The 15,210-nt window shown below is 73.3% G+C and carries 14 protein-coding genes; 7 read left to right on the top strand and 7 right to left on the bottom strand.

Features of this window, described 5'->3' with window-relative positions; genetic code table 11:
* Nucleotides 1–3: 3 nt before the first annotated feature.
* The 4 genes from DEI95_RS04780 to DEI95_RS04765 form a co-directional block, all read right to left on the bottom strand.
* Nucleotides 4–777, bottom strand: a complete 774-nt coding sequence (locus tag DEI95_RS04780; RefSeq protein WP_111059528.1) for a class I SAM-dependent methyltransferase — start codon at nt 775–777, stop codon at nt 4–6.
* A gap of 52 nt (nt 778–829) precedes the next feature.
* The gene (locus DEI95_RS04775) at nt 830–1,729 is read right to left on the bottom strand and encodes a helix-turn-helix transcriptional regulator (protein WP_111059527.1); all 900 of its coding nucleotides are present in this window, start codon (nt 1,727–1,729) and stop codon (nt 830–832) included.
* 130 nt (nt 1,730–1,859) lie between these two features.
* Nucleotides 1,860–3,143, bottom strand: a complete 1,284-nt coding sequence (locus DEI95_RS04770; RefSeq protein WP_111059526.1) for a hemolysin family protein — start codon at nt 3,141–3,143, stop codon at nt 1,860–1,862.
* 171 nt (nt 3,144–3,314) lie between these two features.
* Complete coding sequence (locus DEI95_RS04765) at nt 3,315–4,340, bottom strand: M23 family metallopeptidase (protein ID WP_111059525.1); 1,026 nt, start codon at nt 4,338–4,340, stop codon at nt 3,315–3,317.
* A 195-nt stretch (nt 4,341–4,535) separates the two neighbouring features.
* Here DEI95_RS04765 and DEI95_RS04760 point away from each other — a divergent pair, with 195 nt between their 5' ends.
* Nucleotides 4,536–5,024 (top strand): hypothetical protein, encoded by a 489-nt coding sequence (locus DEI95_RS04760; RefSeq protein WP_110824365.1) that lies wholly within the window; start codon nt 4,536–4,538, stop codon nt 5,022–5,024.
* 160 nt (nt 5,025–5,184) lie between these two features.
* Entirely contained in the window at nt 5,185–7,395 is a 2,211-nt protein-coding gene (locus DEI95_RS04755; protein ID WP_110824364.1) for an NADP-dependent isocitrate dehydrogenase, read from the top strand.
* Nucleotides 7,396–7,625: 230 nt separating this feature from the next.
* Here the strand turns inward: DEI95_RS04755 and DEI95_RS04750 are convergent, their stop codons facing one another.
* Together DEI95_RS04750 and DEI95_RS04745 are read right to left on the bottom strand one after the other, a co-directional pair.
* Nucleotides 7,626–8,084, bottom strand: coding sequence for a DUF3817 domain-containing protein (locus tag DEI95_RS04750; RefSeq protein WP_110824363.1), 459 nt, complete (start codon nt 8,082–8,084; stop codon nt 7,626–7,628).
* A gap of 80 nt (nt 8,085–8,164) precedes the next feature.
* Entirely contained in the window at nt 8,165–9,604 is a 1,440-nt protein-coding gene (locus DEI95_RS04745) for a DUF4832 domain-containing protein (RefSeq protein WP_111059524.1), read from the bottom strand.
* Nucleotides 9,605–9,756: 152 nt separating this feature from the next.
* Between DEI95_RS04745 and DEI95_RS04740 the strand changes: the two genes are divergently transcribed.
* The 3 genes from DEI95_RS04740 to DEI95_RS04730 are packed head-to-tail and all read left to right on the top strand — an operon-like array spanning nt 9,757 to nt 12,895.
* Entirely contained in the window at nt 9,757–10,920 is a 1,164-nt protein-coding gene (locus tag DEI95_RS04740; RefSeq protein WP_111059523.1) for a Gfo/Idh/MocA family protein, read from the top strand.
* Entirely contained in the window at nt 10,917–11,720 is an 804-nt protein-coding gene (locus tag DEI95_RS04735; protein ID WP_111059522.1) for a ThuA domain-containing protein, read from the top strand. The genes DEI95_RS04740 and DEI95_RS04735 overlap by 4 nt, the downstream gene beginning before the upstream one ends.
* The gene (locus DEI95_RS04730) at nt 11,717–12,895 is read left to right on the top strand and encodes a GAF domain-containing protein (RefSeq protein ID WP_111059521.1); all 1,179 of its coding nucleotides are present in this window, start codon (nt 11,717–11,719) and stop codon (nt 12,893–12,895) included. Before DEI95_RS04735 ends, DEI95_RS04730 begins: the two co-directional genes overlap by 4 nt.
* A 65-nt stretch (nt 12,896–12,960) precedes the next feature.
* Here the strand turns inward: DEI95_RS04730 and DEI95_RS04725 are convergent, their stop codons facing one another.
* Entirely contained in the window at nt 12,961–13,392 is a 432-nt protein-coding gene (locus DEI95_RS04725; RefSeq protein ID WP_146232822.1) for a hypothetical protein, read from the bottom strand.
* A 51-nt stretch (nt 13,393–13,443) separates the two neighbouring features.
* Between DEI95_RS04725 and DEI95_RS04720 the strand changes: the two genes are divergently transcribed.
* Both DEI95_RS04720 and DEI95_RS04715 read left to right on the top strand, forming a co-directional pair.
* Nucleotides 13,444–14,334: an aminoglycoside phosphotransferase family protein gene (locus tag DEI95_RS04720; RefSeq protein WP_111059520.1), complete on the top strand. Its 891-nt coding sequence runs from the start codon at nt 13,444–13,446 to the stop codon at nt 14,332–14,334.
* A 92-nt stretch (nt 14,335–14,426) separates the two neighbouring features.
* Nucleotides 14,427–15,089: a hypothetical protein gene (locus tag DEI95_RS04715; protein WP_146243590.1), complete on the top strand. Its 663-nt coding sequence runs from the start codon at nt 14,427–14,429 to the stop codon at nt 15,087–15,089.
* Nucleotides 15,090–15,210: the final 121 nt, after the last annotated feature.

The raw sequence follows: 15,210 nt of genomic DNA, 5'->3' as shown, positions 1-15,210 counted from the left end.
ACCCTACGGTCGCGCGACGACGAGCACCAGCGACCCCTCGTAGGACGGCTGCACCCGGAGACGGCCGTGCCGGGCGTCCCACGAACCGTCCTCGATCGCGGTGCGGAGCGCGTTGACCGAGCGCGCCGCCGTCATCTCGTCGACGAACGCCCACGCCGAGTTCGCCTTGCGGGCGCCCGGGTCGAGGAGCCGTTCCGGTCGGCCGTAGTACGCCTCCGAGAACCCGTCGACGCACGTGAACGGGATCGGCAGGCGCGTGGTCGTGACGTCGCCGCCGAGGGCAGCGGTGATGCGGTCCAGGGACGGGTAGCGGCGGGCCTCGGTCGCCATCACCTCGGGGGCGTACTCGGCCAGCCAGAGGTCCTCGACGCGCGTGGGGTCGCAGGTGAGCAGGACGACCGGGCCCCGGGTGACGCGCCGCACCTCGGCGAGGCCGCGGTCGAGGTCGGACCACTGGTGCACGGAGAACGTCGCCATCGCCGCGTCGAAGGCGTCGTCGGCGAAGGGCAGGTCCTCGGCGGACGCGTCCACTGCCTCCGGCAGGTCACCCGGACGCTGCGCCCGCATGGTGGCGGATGGCTCGACGGCGGTGACCTCGCGGTCCCGCGGCTCGTACGACCCGGCACCCGCTCCGACGTTCAGCACGGTGCGGGCCTGCCCGAGTGCCGACCGGATCGCTCGTTCGAACGACGGTTCCGGCCGGCGGTACCGGGTGTACCCGTCGCCGATGGTGCCGTAGTCGGCGTCCCCGGCCGATCCGTCCGCAGTCCTCGTCACGCCGTCAGCCTACGGCGGCGGACCCGCGCCGCGACCGGTCGGAGGCGGAGCCTCAGTCGACCGACTCGGACGACCGTGACGCCGCCCGCTGCTCGGCGAGCTCGGTGGCCGCCCACGTGCCGAGCAGGGAGAGGGAGCGCTCGGACTCCGACCCGGGGTCGGCTCCGTAGGTGAACACCGTGAGCCCGGGGTCCGCGACGAGGTCGAGCGCCTCGAACGACAGCTCGAGGTCGCCGACGATCGGGTGGTGCAGGTGCTTCCGGCCGGAGCGGTGCACGTGCACGTCGTGCTCGGCCCACCACGTCCGGAACTCCTCGCTCTTCACCGACAGCTCGCCGACCAGGGTCATCAGGCCCGGCTCGCAGGGGTTCGAGGCCGCCGTCGTCCGCAGCACGGCGACGGCGTCGCGGGCGGTCTGTTCCCAGCGCGGGAAGAAGTCGCGGGCGGCCGGGTCGAGGAACGCGAACCGGGCGGTGTTGACCGGACGTCCGGTCCCGGCGAAGACGGGCGCGTAGAGCGCGCGGCCGAGGGTGTTCGTCGCGACGATGTCGAGCCGCTCGTTGCGGATCCAGGCGGGTGCCCCGGTGATCGCGTCGAGGAGTCGCTGCACCGCGGGGCGGACCGACGTGGGCACGGCGCGGTGGGTGCTCTTCACGCCCGCGTTCGCGAGGCGGGCGAGGTCGGCCAGGTGGGCGCGCTCGGCCTCGTCGAGCTGGAGCGCGGTGGCGAGACCGTCGAGCACGCCCTCCGAGACGCCCTTCAGGGTGCCGCGTTCGAGCCGCGTGTAGTAGTCGACGCTGACACCGGCGAGCATCGCGACCTCGTGACGACGGAGGCCCGGGACGCGGCGGGTGCCCCCGCCGAAGGACGGCATACCGGCCTGCTCGGGGGTGAGGCGCGCTCGCCGGCTGGAGAGGAAGTCGCGGATCTCGTTGCGGACGTCGATACCCATGACGCCAGGCTACGGGGCGGAGCCGGGACCGGTGCGGGTACCGCCGGTGCCGGCCACGGCGGCGCGACGCGGTGACCGCCGGACGGGAGGCCCGACTCCGGTCGGTGTCGAGCCTCCCGTCCGGCGCTGGTCACCGCGCGGCCTCGGCGGCCGCCGCGACGGGGACGGCGCTGATCCGCACGCGGGAGACGCGGTGACCGGCCATGGCGGTGACCTCGAGCCGGTGTCCGGCCACCTCGACCACGTCGCCGACGCGCGGGACACGGTCGAGGGCGACCTGCACCAGGCCGCCGACGGTCTCGTAGTCCCCGTCGGGCAGGGCGGGGCCGCCGTCGGCCGCGAGGTCCTCGAGGACGAGTGCCCCGTCGACCTCGTCGTGGCGGATCGGGGTGCGGTCGTCGTACTCGTCGCGGATGGTCCCCACCAGGTCCTCGAGCAGCGCCTCGAGCGTGACCATGCCGGCGCTGCCGCCGTACTCGTCGACGACGAGCGCGATCTGGTGGCCGTCGGCGCGCATGTCCGCGATCGCCCCGGTCAGCGACTTCGTCTCGGGCATCGCCAGCACCGGGCGGACCACGGTCGCGACGGCCGCGGCGGGGTCGGTCGGTCGCAGGAGGTCCCGGAGGTGCACGAACCCGACGACGTCGTCCCGGGACCCGCCGGTGACGAGGTACCGCGTGTGGCCGCGGTCGATCGCCTGGTCCGTCGCCCGGGCGAGCGGCAGGCCCGCGTCGAGGACGTCGACGTCGAACCAGGGCCGCATGGACTCGCGGAGGATGCGGTCCCCGGCGTCGAGGGCGCTGCGGGCGATCCGGCGACCCTGCGCGTCGATCGCGTCGTGGTCGGTCACGAGGCCGCGGAGTTCCTCGGTGCTCATCGACTCGCTGCGGGCGTCGGGGTCGCCGCCGAGGAGTCGGACGACGGCGTTCGTCGACGTCGACAGCACCCAGATCACGGGGCGCATGAGCACGGCGAACCGGTCGAGCGTCGGTGCGACGAGCATCGAGAACCCCTCGGCGCGCTGGAGGGCCAGCCGCTTCGGCACGAGTTCACCGAACACGAGCGAGAGGTAGGCGATGACGAGGGTCATCGCGACGAGGGCGACGGCCTCGGCAGCGCCCTGCTCGAGCCCGAGCCCGGTGAGGAGCGGGGCGACGTCGGGCGCGATCGACGCGGCACCGTAGGCGGCCGAGAAGAACCCGGCGACGGTGACGCCGATCTGGACCGCGGACAGGAAGCGGTTCGGGTCACGGCCGAGCGCGGCGACGCGTGCACCCCGGGACCCGCGGCGTTCGAGCTGCTGCAGCTGGGATTCGCGGAGCGAGACGAGGGCGATCTCGGCGGCGGCGAACACACCACCGACGAGCACGAAGAGGACGACGAGTGGGAAGGCGATCCAGGTGTCGGCGCCCATCAGCGGGGCTGCGCGGAGTGGGACGCCTGCGGCGACGTCGGGTGGGCGGGCGGTCTGTGGTGATCGTCCATCCTGTGATCATGCACAGGGAGACTGGGACGGTGCCGCGGGGCGGCTGTGCCGTCGCTGTCCGCCGTGGTCGTGGCAGCCCGACAGGGGACGGGACGGGATCTAGAGCGGCTGCCCGGTGTGCGCGGCGATCCACGCTGCCGGGTCGATGGGGAGCGTGCCGTCCATCAGGACCTCGAGGTGCAGGTGTGCCCCGGTCGAGACGCCGGAGGAGCCGACGCTGCCGATGAACTGGCCGGGCTCGACGCGGTCGCCGACCTGCAGCGGGGAGGAGCCGGGGATCATGTGCCCGTAGAGGGTCGAGACCTTCCGACCGTCCACGACGTGGTCGATGATGACGGTCTCGCCGTACGAGAAGTACACGCCCGAGACCCGGACCGTCCCGGCGGCAACCGCCCCGATCGGCGCACCCATGCCGGGGTTGAAGTCGAGGCCCTGGTGCAACGACGAGCACGCGCCACAGGGAGCCGTGCGGTACCCGAAGCCGGAGCTCATCCGCACGGGACCGGGGAACGGCGAGCGGACCGCGCCGCCGTACGTCACCGAGGCCCCGGGCTTCGCGTCGGCCGCGGCGACGCCACCACCGACCGTGAAACCGTCGCGGCTCGTGCTCGCCAGGGCGACCTGGGTGACGGCGAAGTCCTGGGTGGTCACGGTCGGCGCGAGCGTCGAGGTCGCGACGGAGGGACCGGTGCCGGCGTGCGCGGGCATGGCGGAGGCGCCGAACATGACGAGGGCGGCGACGGCGCTCGTCACCGTGAGGCTGCTCGCCCGGGCGGCGCGACGGGGGCTCCGGGGGGTCGGGGCGGCGACCGCGGCTGTCCGACGCGGCGCGAGTGCGACCTGCCGACGCGGAACCCGGCGGATGCGGGTGTCGGCGTGGTGCTCCGACGCGGGAGCGGCGACGTGCGGCCGCTCGGTCTGCGCAGCGCCCGTCGCCTGCTCGTCCGACACCGTCCGCTCGGCTGGCACGGTGCGCTCGACCTGCTCGACCTGCTCGACCTGCTCGACCTGCTCGACCTGCTCGGTCTGCCGGGCCCGCGCGGCCCGCTCGGCGGCGAGGGCAGCACGGCGGGTCAGGTGCACGACGGGCGTGCTGCTGGGGTGGTCTGCGTCAGGGGGAGTCATGGCCGCAGCCCATTCTGCACGAAGCTGTCCGCTTGTACAGCCCCTCTTCCGTCACCCTGCAGCGTCATCGGTGGTCCCCGGCGCGGTGGGGTGGCAGCCGGGCCCCGCTGGGAGTCGACCCGGCGGACACGGGCGATCCGGGCCTCCCGGCCGGTCCGTCAGTAGGGTCGGGGGAAGCGACGGAGAGGACCCCTCATGGCCCGATCGCCGCGGGAGCGGCACGAACCCATCGACCTGCGGTCGGCGGAGGTCGTGCTCGCCGGTACCCAGGACCTCCTCCCCGTCCTCCGGTCGGCGGCCGTCCGCGCCGGGGTGGACGCGGCGCGCATGCGGGTGGTCGGCGTCGACGACGTGCCGGACCTCGACGGCGAGGCGGACGCCGAGCTGGCGGTCATCGCGATCCGTCGCTCCGGTGACGACCCCGCGTTCCTCCGCGCGCAGGAGACCGCCGAACGGCTCGCCCCGTTGCTCCGACCCACTGCCGTGCGCATCGTCATCACCGTGTCGGGCCGGACCCGGCTGGTGCCGAAGCTCGAGCGCGCCCTCACGGCGGAGGTCCTGCACCAGCTCGGAGCGGCCACGGCGGTGTCCGGCTTCCGGCGGCCGTTCCGCAACCTGCGGACCCGGCTCGGGACCGCCGGGCTGCGCACCGCCGGGCTGCGGGTCTTCCGTCTGACGGTCTGACGACCGGGAGGCCCGTGGCGCCTCCGCCGGCACGGCCGCCGTCCACAGGCGGGCGCCTGGCCGACAGTTTCCCCAGCGTCGGTGTCTTGAAGTCGAGACATCTCGCGCCGCGAGTAGCGTGGGGGGCACGGACCGCGCGAACAAGGGAGTACCCGCCAGCATGGCCAAGATCATCTACACGCTCACCGACGAGGCCCCGTTCCTCGCGACCCACTCCTTCCTGCCCGTCATCGCGTCCTTCGCGAAGACCGCGGGTGTCGAGGTCGAGACCCGCGACATCTCGCTCTCGGGACGGATCATCGCCCAGTTCCCGGAGCGGCTCACCGACGAGCAGCGCCTGGACGACGCCCTGGCCGAGCTCGGAGAGCTGGCCGGGACGCCCGAGGCCAACATCATCAAGCTGCCGAACATCTCGGCGTCGATCCCGCAGCTCAAGGTCGCGATCGCGGAGCTCCAGGCGCAGGGCTACGACCTGCCGGACTACCCGGACGAGCCGACCACGGACGACGAGCGCGACGCCCGCGCCCGGTACGACCGCGTCAAGGGCAGCGCCGTGAACCCGGTGCTGCGCGAGGGGAACTCGGACCGCCGGGCCCCGCTGTCGGTCAAGAACTACGCCCGCAAGCACCCGCACCGCATGGGTGCGTGGCGTGCCGACTCGAAGACGAACGTCGTCACGATGGGCGTCGACGACTTCCGGTCGAACGAGAAGACCTGGGTCGCCCCGGCCGAGGACACCCTGACCATCACGTTCGTCGCACAGGACGGCACCGAGCAGACGCTCGGCCAGCCGATCCCGGTGCTCGCCGGAGAGGTCGTCGACGGCACCGTGCTGCACGTCGCCGCGCTCGAGGCGTTCCTGCGGAAGCAGATCCAGCGTGCCGCGGACGAGGACGTCCTGTTCTCGGTGCACCTCAAGGCCACGATGATGAAGGTCTCCGACCCGATCATCTTCGGGCACGTGATCCGCGCGTTCTTCCCCGACGTCTTCGCCCGCTACGGCGCAGACCTCGCCGCGGCCGGGCTCACCCCGAACGACGGCCTCGGCTCGATCCTCGCCGGGCTCGACGCCCTGCCGAACGGCGCCGAGATCAAGCAGGCGTTCCAGGACGGCATCGACGCCGGCCCCGACCTCGCCATGGTCGACTCGGACAAGGGCATCACGAACCTGCACGTCCCGAGCGACGTCATCGTGGACGCCTCCATGCCCGCGATGATCCGCACCTCCGGCCACATGTGGGGCCCGGACGGCGAGGAGCACGACACCGTCGCCGTCATCCCGGACTCGAGCTACGCCGGCATCTACCAGGCCGTGATCGAGGACTGCCGCGCGAACGGCGCGTTCGACCCCGCCACCATGGGCTCGGTGCCGAACGTCGGTCTCATGGCGCTCAAGGCGGAGGAGTACGGCTCCCACGACAAGACCTTCGAGCTCCCGGGCGCCGGTGTGGTCCGCGTCACGAACGCGGCCGGCGAAACCGTCCTCGAGCACGACGTCGAGCAGGGTGACATCTGGCGCGCCTGCCAGACCAAGGACGTCGCCGTGCGTGACTGGGTGAAGCTCGCGGTCACCCGTGCCCGCGCCACCGGCTCGCCCGCGGTGTTCTGGCTCGACGAGACCCGCGCGCACGACGCCGCGCTGATCGGCCTCGTCCGGACGTACCTGCAGGAGCACGACACCGACGGCCTGCAGATCGAGGTCCTGTCGCCCGAGGACGCGATGCGGTTCTCGCTCGAGCGCATCCGCCGCGGCGAGGACACGATCTCGGTCACGGGCAACGTGCTCCGCGACTACCTGACCGACCTGTTCCCGATCATGGAGCTCGGCACCTCGGCCAAGATGCTCTCGGTCGTCCCGCTCCTCGGCGGTGGCGGACTGTTCGAGACCGGTGCCGGCGGGTCCGCGCCGAAGCACGTGCAGCAGCTCGTGCAGCAGAACTACCTGCGCTGGGACAGCCTCGGGGAGTTCCTCGCGCTCGCCGTCAGCCTCGAGCACCTCGCCGGGGTGACCGGCAACGCCCGGGCGAAGGTCCTCGCGGACACGCTCGACCGCGCCACCGGGACGTTCCTCGACGAGGACAAGTCGCCCGGCCGCAAGCTCGGCTCGATCGACAACCGCGGCAGCCACTTCTACCTGGCGAAGTACTGGGCCGAGGAGCTCGCCGCGCAGACCGAGGACGCCGAGCTCGCTGCGGCGTTCCAGGGCCTCGCCACGACCCTCGCCGAGCAGGAGGACACGATCGTCCACGAACTCGTCGAGGTGCAGGGCCACCCGGCGGACATCGGCGGGTACTACCGGCCCGACGACGCCAAGACGAGTGCGGTCATGCGCCCGTCGGCGACGCTGAACGCGGCGCTCGCGAGCCTGTAGGCGCGGTTCCACGCGGACGGGAGGCCCGGTGCCGGCTGGCACCGGGCCTCCCGTCCGTCCGCGCTCGGCGGGTCCGCTGACCCGGTGCGGCCCGACGCGGACTCCGACGCGGAAGCGACAGTCCGCGGGGATCCTTCCGCGCACAACTGTCGCTTTCGTGACCCGGTCGCTTTCGCGACCCCGTCCCGCGTGCGACCGGTCCTGCGCGCGAGCCGGCCGGCGGGCTGCCGTCAGCGGGACGGCACCGGCGGACCGAGCACGAGCAGCACGCCGAACACGGCCGCGACGAGCACGACGCCGACCACGGCCGCGAGCACCGGGTGCCGCACCACGAGGAACAGCAGCCGGTCGAGCGGCCCCTGTCGTTCCCCGGCCGACGGCCCGCGACGCCACGCGCCGTCGAGCATGCCGCGCCGGGCGACCGCGACCTCGAACGGCAGCGTCGTGTACGGCACGACCGAGCTGAGCCACCCGAGGGCCGTGGCGCCGAACGACCAGCGCTGGTTGACGGCGACGACGGTCGTGGCGACGAGGTAGGCGAGGAACACGAAGCCGTGCACGCCGCCGCCGACGCGGACCGGCCAGTCCCCGGCGCCGAGGCCGTACTTCAGCAGCATGCCCACCAGGAGCATCGTCCAGGTCACGAGTTCCGCGATCGCGAGGCCGCGGAACAGGGATCGAGGCGTCATGCCGACCATCGTGGCGGACTCCGCTGAGGGACAGCACGACGCCCCGACCGTGGTCGGCCGGGGCGTCGTGTGGGTCCTGGTCAGCGTCGGACGGAGACGACCTGCTGGAGGTCGTTCACACCGGTGCCGGCCTTCCACGTGCCGACGTTGGCGGTCTGGATCGCGAAGTCCGGGTTCCGTGCGATCGACCGCTCCGGAGCGGGCAGTGCCAGTGCCACCCGCCAGGTACCGGACGGGACCCGCGCGAGCGAGGCGGTGACCGTCGCGGTCGTCCCGGGCTGCCAGGACGACGCATCCGCACGGACGGGGACGGTCACGCGGCGGTGGCCGTTCGTCAGCACGAGCTGCACCGGACGGGGGTTGTACGGCGCAGCCCAGCCGTCGTTGCGGACCGACACCGACACCGACGCGTGCTTCCCGGAGGTCACGGTGCTCGACGTCATCGTGAACCGGTAGCCGAGCTTCTTCGCGGCGTCCGTCATGCCCGCATCGCCCCACGACGCCAGGACGTCCTGGTTGTAGTCGAGGTTCAGGTAGCTGTAGTGGTACTTCGCCATCTCGGCCGAGGCGGACGGGTACTCCGACCGCGGGGCGTTCACCGCGCAGGTCTCGCCACCGACCGGGACGTACCGCGACTCAGCGGCCAGGTAGTCCTGGTCGAGCGACAGCGGATCGGTCAGGAACGTGCCGAAGTCGTCCGGCGAGGCGAGGAAGCAGTCGTTGTGGTGGCCGATGCGCGACGCCGCGGAACCGTCGTGCGCCTGGGCGGGAGTGAGCGCGCCGGCGGTGCCGGACGGCGTGCGGAGGGCGTCCTGCTTCATCTGCATGGTGCGCACCTGGATGGAGCGGCTCGACGGCAGTGCGGCGAGCTCGGCCTCCACGACCTGGCGCCTGGCGTCCTTGTCCGCCTCCGTCAGCACGCCGGGGTTCGCCGGATCACTGGCGAAGTGGTCCGTGTAGTAGCCCTCGCCCCAGAGGCCGATGAACCCCTCCTGCAGCGTGGGGATGACGTCCGCGTTCCGGCGGAGGGTCGGCGTGAGCTGCTCGATGTGCGCGAGCACGGTGGGCAGGTCGGCGTCACCGTACGGTGCCGAGTACGGGTAGTCGCCGCCCTGCACGTAGGCGAACCGGGTGATCACGCCCACGCCGGCCGCGCGGGCGGTGTCGTAGTCGCGCTGCACCAGGCGGAGCCAGGCCGGGCTGAGCCGTCGCTGGTCGGCGAACGCCTCCATGTAGAACACCCGGACGATCTGCGTGACGCCCTCCGACCGGTAGCCACGGAGCGTGGCGGCGTCGAGCGGGGTGTACCCGCTGCCGTCGGCGCGGTAGTGCGTCGCGGTGGTGTGGTCGAACCCGCGGGAGGGGTTCGGGATGACCGCGTCGCTCGCCGTGTACGTCACGGTCGAGCTGGTCGGTGCCGGATGATGGTGACCGCCGTGCGGCGATGCCCACGCGTTCGTCGGCACGGCGAGAGCGATGACGGCCGCGAGTGCGGCGGTGGTGATGGTGCGGTGCTGCATCGGACGAGCCCCTGTCCTCGGCGCGGACGCTGATCGGCACCCCCTGGTGTCGACGCCTGCGCGGATGTGATCAAAAAGTAGGCCAAACGGTCAGGAAAGACCAGCACGAGCTCGTCGTATCGATTCGACCGGAATCTCGGTAGCGTGGAGGCATGTCGCAGACGACTGATGCATCGAAGACGCTGCGCGTGGGGGTGGTCGGCCTCGGTTTCGCCGGGACCACGCACCTCGACGCCTTCACCGCACTCCCCGGCGTGGAGGTGATCGCCCTCGCCGGACAGGAACCCGAACGGCTCCGCGAACTCGCGACCAGCCGGGGCGTCCCGAACGCGTACGCCGACTGGCAGGACCTCGTGGCCCGCGACGACCTGGACATCGTCTCGATCGGCGTGCCGAACAGCCTCCACCACCCGATCGCGATCGCCGCGCTCGAGTCCGGCAAGCACGTGTTCTGCGAGAAGCCCCTCGCCACGACCGGTCAGCAGGCGCAGGAGATGGTCGACGCGGCCGTCCGCAACGACCGCGTCCTCGAGGTCGCCTACAACCACCGTCGCCGTGCCGACGTGCAGTTCCTCGCGACGCACCTGCGTGGCGGGCAGACCGCCGGTACCGCCGTCGACACCACCGACGACGGCGCCCTCGCCGAGCCGGGCACCGGCCCGATCGGGGACGTCTACCACGCCCGCGCGAGCTGGATGCGCCGCGCCGGCATCCCGGGCATCCGCAGCTGGTTCGTCAACAAGGAGACCGCGGGCGGTGGTCCGCTCATCGACCTCGGCTCGCACGTGCTCGACATCGCCCTGCACCTCATGGGCGAGCCCCGCGTGGTGACCGCCAGCGCCGTGACGTACAACGAGCTCGGCCGTGCCGGTCGGGGCGGGAGCGACCGCGACCCGGTGTCCGCGGCCACGGGCCGCCCGTTCGACGTCGAGGACTTCGCCAGCGCCCTGCTCCGCTTCGAGAACGGCGCCAGTCTGCTCCTGCAGGCGTCGTGGGCGAGCTACTCGAAGGACGTCGAGGACATCGAGGTCGAGCTGCTCGGCTCGACCGGCGGCGCGCGGCTGTTCGTCCGCGACTACGCCACCGAGGGCACCGTGACCCTGTACTCCGACGAGCAGGGCGTCCCGACGGTCACCCGCCCGGGCGTGCAGGTCCCCGCGGGTCACCACCAGCGCGTCATCGAGGAGTTCCTCGCCACCATCCGCTCCGGTCTGCACGACGGGCACCACGGCGAGTTCGCCCTGCACCGCAGCCGCGTGGTGGACGCGATCTACGCGTCGGCGCAGGCCGGGCACGAAGTGGAGGTCGTCCGGTGAACATCGTCGTCTGGAACGAGAACGTCCACGAGACCCGCGGCGACGAGACGGTCCGCGAGCACTACCCGGACGGCATCCACGCGGTCGTCGCCGCCGGCCTGGAGGCCCGACTCGCCCCCGGCGCGCACGGCGCCGACGGCTCGCACCCGGCCCACGGCCAGCACGCGTCGACGCACACCGTCACGACCGCCACGCTGCAGGAGCCGGAGCACGGCCTGTCCGAGGAGCGGCTGGCCGACACGGACGTCCTGTTCTGGTGGGGGCACATCGCCCACGACCAGGTCGCGGACGAGGTCGTCGAGCGCGTCGTCCGCCACGTGCACGCCGGCATGGGGCTCGTGGTGCTGCACTCCGGCCACTACTCGAAGCCGTTCACCCGGCTGATGGGCACGACGTGCTCGCTGAAGTGGCGGAACGACGGGGAGCGGGAACTCGTCTGGACGATCGCGCCCGACCACCCGATCGCCGCCGGGGTCCCGCACCCGATCGTCATCGACCGCCAGGAGATGTACGGCGAGTACTTCGACATCCCGCGCCCCGACGAGGAGGTCTTCCTGTCGACGTTCGCCGGCGGCGAGGTCTTCCGCTCGGGGGTCGCCTACCGCCGCGGCCTCGGCAAGGTGTTCTACTTCTCGCCCGGCGACCAGGAGTACCCGGTGTACCACCACCCGGACATCCAGCGGGTGCTGGCGAACGCCGCACAGTGGGCGGCACCGACCGGGCCACGTCGGCAGCTCACCGCCGACCCCCACCCGAGGGACTGGTTCACGGACGAGGGAGCGCGTAGACAGGGCGTGTGAGCACACCGCAGGACGCCGAGCACCGCACGGCACTGGTCGAGGCGCTCGGCGTCCTCGGTGCCGGGCCCGAGGAACGCTTCGACCGGATCACCCGGATGACGCACGAGGCGTTCGGCGTGCCGCTGACGTTCCTCAACCTCGTCCACCACGACCTCGTCACGACGCAGTCGACCTTCGGGTGGAACCAGGGGTCGAGCGTGCCCGCGAGTGAGCAGTTCTGCGCCACCACCGTGCTCACCCCGGCGCCGATGGTGATCCCGGACACGACCCTCGACGAGCGGTTCGCCCACACCGCTGCCGTGGCCGAGCACGGCATCCGGTTCTACGCGGGTGCGCCGCTGTCGATGGACGACGGGACCCGCGTCGGGACGCTCTGCATCATGGACGCGCAGCCGCGCGCGTTCTCCGACGAGGACCTCGCGCTGCTGCGCGATCTGGCGCACTGGGCGGAGCGTGAGCTCGGCCACGCACTCGAGCGCGACCGTCTCGGACGGGTCCGGACCGGCCTGGTGCCCGACCCGGTGGCGGTCCCCGGACTCGAGCTCGCGACGGTGACGGCACGACGTCCGGACGGCGGCGGTGACGTCGCCGACTGGCGGGTCGCGGCGGACGGGACCCTCGCGGTCACGGTCGGCACCGTCGCGACCGGCGGTGCGGCCTCCGCGCTGCTCGCGGCGACCGTCCGCGGGGCACTCGTCGCGCGGGTGGACGAACCGCTCGCGTCCGCACTGCCCGGCCTGGAGGCCCAGGTCGCCCCCGACCTGCGGGTCGCGGACGCGGTCGCCCGGCTCGTACACGCCCGGCTCGACCCGACGTCGGGCCACGTCGACCTGGTGGAGGCCGGGCTCGGGACCGCACTGCTCGTCCGGTCGGACGGAACGCACCGGGCGCTCCCGTCCGCGCTCCCGCTCGGGGTCGGCGGTGCGGCGGAGGAGCACCCGGTGGTGGCGCTGGACCTCGCCGTCGGTGACCGGCTCGTCGTGTCCTCGGACGGCCTGACGACGCTGCCCGGGTTCGCGACCCTCGACGAGGTCGCTGCGGCGGTCGCCGGTGCGGCGGACACGGCGGCCCTGGTCGACCGGGTCCGCGGACTGCTCGGGGACGAGGACCCACCGACGGACGTGACGCTCGTCGTCGTCACGCGCCGGGGGACCGCGGAGCAGCCGACCGCCTGACGGCACGCGATCCCGTGCGCCCGGAGCGACCCGTGCACACGGACCGGCCAGCGCGCCCGGATGCCTCAGCGGACGGTGCGGCGCGGCCCGTCGGTGAACGCGGCCACGAGCAGGGTCGCGAGCAGCCCGAAGCCGGTCAGGACGACGCCGAGGGCCGCGAGCTGCCAGTAGGCGCTCCCGACGTGCTGCGGCTGCGTCAGGACCTCCGGCCACCACGGGTCGAGGAACGGCACGGATCCCGGGAACGGGTCGAGCCCGAACATCGCCAGGCCACCGAGGAGCATGAGGACCCCGAGCGCCGCCATCGTGCCGCGCCGCCGTCCGAGCGCGCGGACGACGAGCGCCGCACCCATCCCGACCAGCCCCACGACGGCGATCGAGAACGCCACCACGAACACCACCTGCGGCACGAGGGCGAACCAGTCGAGCACGGCGATCGGCACCAGCAGCCACCGTCCGGTCCTGGCCCACCGCGCGGGCTCCCGCCAAGCATGCATGGCGGCACGGTACGACACGAACCCGGACGACCGCCGGGCTAGCATCGCGACGTGCCCACGCCCGAAGCCGAGGTCGACGTCGACGTCCCGCTCGTCCGGGCGCTGCTGGCCGACCAACACCCGGACCTCGCCGACCGACCACTCACCGTCGTCGCGAACGGCTGGGACAACGTCCTCCTCCGGCTCGGCCCCGACCTCGCCGTCCGGCTGCCCCGGCGGGCCGCCGCGGCCACGCTGGTCGAGCACGAGCAGCGGTGGCTCCCCGGGCTCGCCCGTCTCGTCGGCGGGGTCGTCCCCGTCCCGGTCCCCGTCCGCACCGGTCGACCCGGCTCCGGCTTCCCGTGGTCGTGGAGCGTCGTGCCGTGGTTCCCCGGCGTGCCCGTCGGCGCCCGGACCGGCAGCCCGTCCGTCGCCGGGACGCTCGCCGCGTTCGTCGCCGCGCTGCACGTCCCGGCGCCGGCGGACGCACCGGTCAACCCGGTGCGGGCCGTCCCGCTGCACACCAGGACCGAGGCGGTCGCCGCGCGGCTCGCGGCACACCCCGTCCCACGCGCGGTCGAGCTCGCGGCCGCCTGGCGGACCGCGGCGGACCTGCCCGAGCACGCCGGGCCTCCCGTCTGGGTGCACGGCGACCTGCACCCGTTCAACCTGCTCGTCGCGCCCGGCCCGACCGGCGACCGGCTGTCCGCCGTCGTCGACTTCGGCGACGTGACCGCGGGGGATCCGGCGGTCGACCTCGCCACCGCCTGGCTCACGTTCGACCGGGAGGCCCGTACCGAGTTCCGACGCCACGTCACCGCCCAGGACGGCAGCCTCGACCCGCACACCTGGGGCCGGGCGCGAGGCTGGGCGGTGTCGATCGCCTCGGCGCTCGCCGTGAGCGACGAGGCGACGTTCCGCGCGGTCGCACGGCGGGCCATCGACGCCGTGCTCGACGACTGACGGCACGGCCCTCCGGTTCGCGCACGACCGTCCGGTGGGGGCTACCGCCGCCGCGGGTGCAGGGTTACCGTCTCCCCACATCATCCGTGCACGTGAAGATCGGGAGGGGCCTCATGACCCTCGAGTTCCGCGTCCAGCACGACGTCGCCACCGACGCCGCTCCCTCCTCCCGAGCCGTCCCCGACCGGCGCGGCCGGTTGCGGCGGGTCCTCGACCACCTCGCCGCCCGACGGACCGCCGCACGACTGCGGCGGCTCGAGGCGGAGCAGGCCGAACTGGTGGACCTGCAGCGCGTGCTGTCGGACGCTCGGGCCGTCGTGGAGCGCGGCTGGGTCCAGCACGCGTGGTTCGCCTACCTCGACGACCGCGGACGCACCCGGACCGCCTCGAGCGCCGCCGCCATCGAGGTCGTCGGCCGACCGCTCGTCGGAGCCTGCCTGGTCGGTGCCGTCGTCGACGCGGCCGGCGGCCCCCACGCCGTGCACGCCCAGTCGGTGCAGCGTTCGCTCGACCTGGTGTGGCACGCGCTCGCCGTGCCCGAGGGGTCCCCGGTGACATGGTGTCCCGCTCCGGACGTCCGGATGGCCCGCGTGCGAGACCTCACCCGGTGGAACGACGGTGGTGACCGGACCGCCGAACAGGTCGCCGGCCTGCTCCTCACGGCCGAGCGCGTCGCCGTGCACGAACAGGCACGGGTGGCCCTGCGGTCGGTCGCGCTCCGGGCAGAGGCCGGCAGGCGCGGATCCGGCCTGTAGCCGACCGTCCCGCCCGATCGTTACCGTTCTCCCAGGGTCCCCGGTACAGCTGTGCCCTCATCAGGGGTTCTCCTCGCGCGATCCATGGGTGTCCACCCAGGAACGGTCGCCGGCCCGCCGG

The organism is Curtobacterium sp. MCBD17_008 (assembly GCF_003234475.1).
Classification (GTDB): Bacteria; Actinomycetota; Actinomycetes; order Actinomycetales; family Microbacteriaceae; genus Curtobacterium.
The sequence above is the reverse complement of the archived record's forward strand: the minus strand, read 5'-3'. Positions and strand labels throughout refer to the sequence as shown.

Coding starts and splice junctions, on each gene's coding strand:
- DEI95_RS04775 (WP_111059527.1), bottom strand. CDS start 1,729: ATGGGTATCGACGTCCGCAACGAGATCCGCGACTTCCTCTCCAGCCGG.
- DEI95_RS04770 (WP_111059526.1), bottom strand. CDS start 3,143: ATGGGCGCCGACACCTGGATCGCCTTCCCACTCGTCGTCCTCTTCGTG.
- DEI95_RS04765 (WP_111059525.1), bottom strand. CDS start 4,340: ATGACTCCCCCTGACGCAGACCACCCCAGCAGCACGCCCGTCGTGCAC.
- DEI95_RS04760 (WP_110824365.1), top strand. CDS start 4,536: ATGGCCCGATCGCCGCGGGAGCGGCACGAACCCATCGACCTGCGGTCG.
- DEI95_RS04755 (WP_110824364.1), top strand. CDS start 5,185: ATGGCCAAGATCATCTACACGCTCACCGACGAGGCCCCGTTCCTCGCG.
- DEI95_RS04750 (WP_110824363.1), bottom strand. CDS start 8,084: ATGACGCCTCGATCCCTGTTCCGCGGCCTCGCGATCGCGGAACTCGTG.
- DEI95_RS04745 (WP_111059524.1), bottom strand. CDS start 9,604: ATGCAGCACCGCACCATCACCACCGCCGCACTCGCGGCCGTCATCGCT.
- DEI95_RS04740 (WP_111059523.1), top strand. CDS start 9,757: ATGTCGCAGACGACTGATGCATCGAAGACGCTGCGCGTGGGGGTGGTC.
- DEI95_RS04725 (WP_146232822.1), bottom strand. CDS start 13,392: ATGCATGCTTGGCGGGAGCCCGCGCGGTGGGCCAGGACCGGACGGTGG.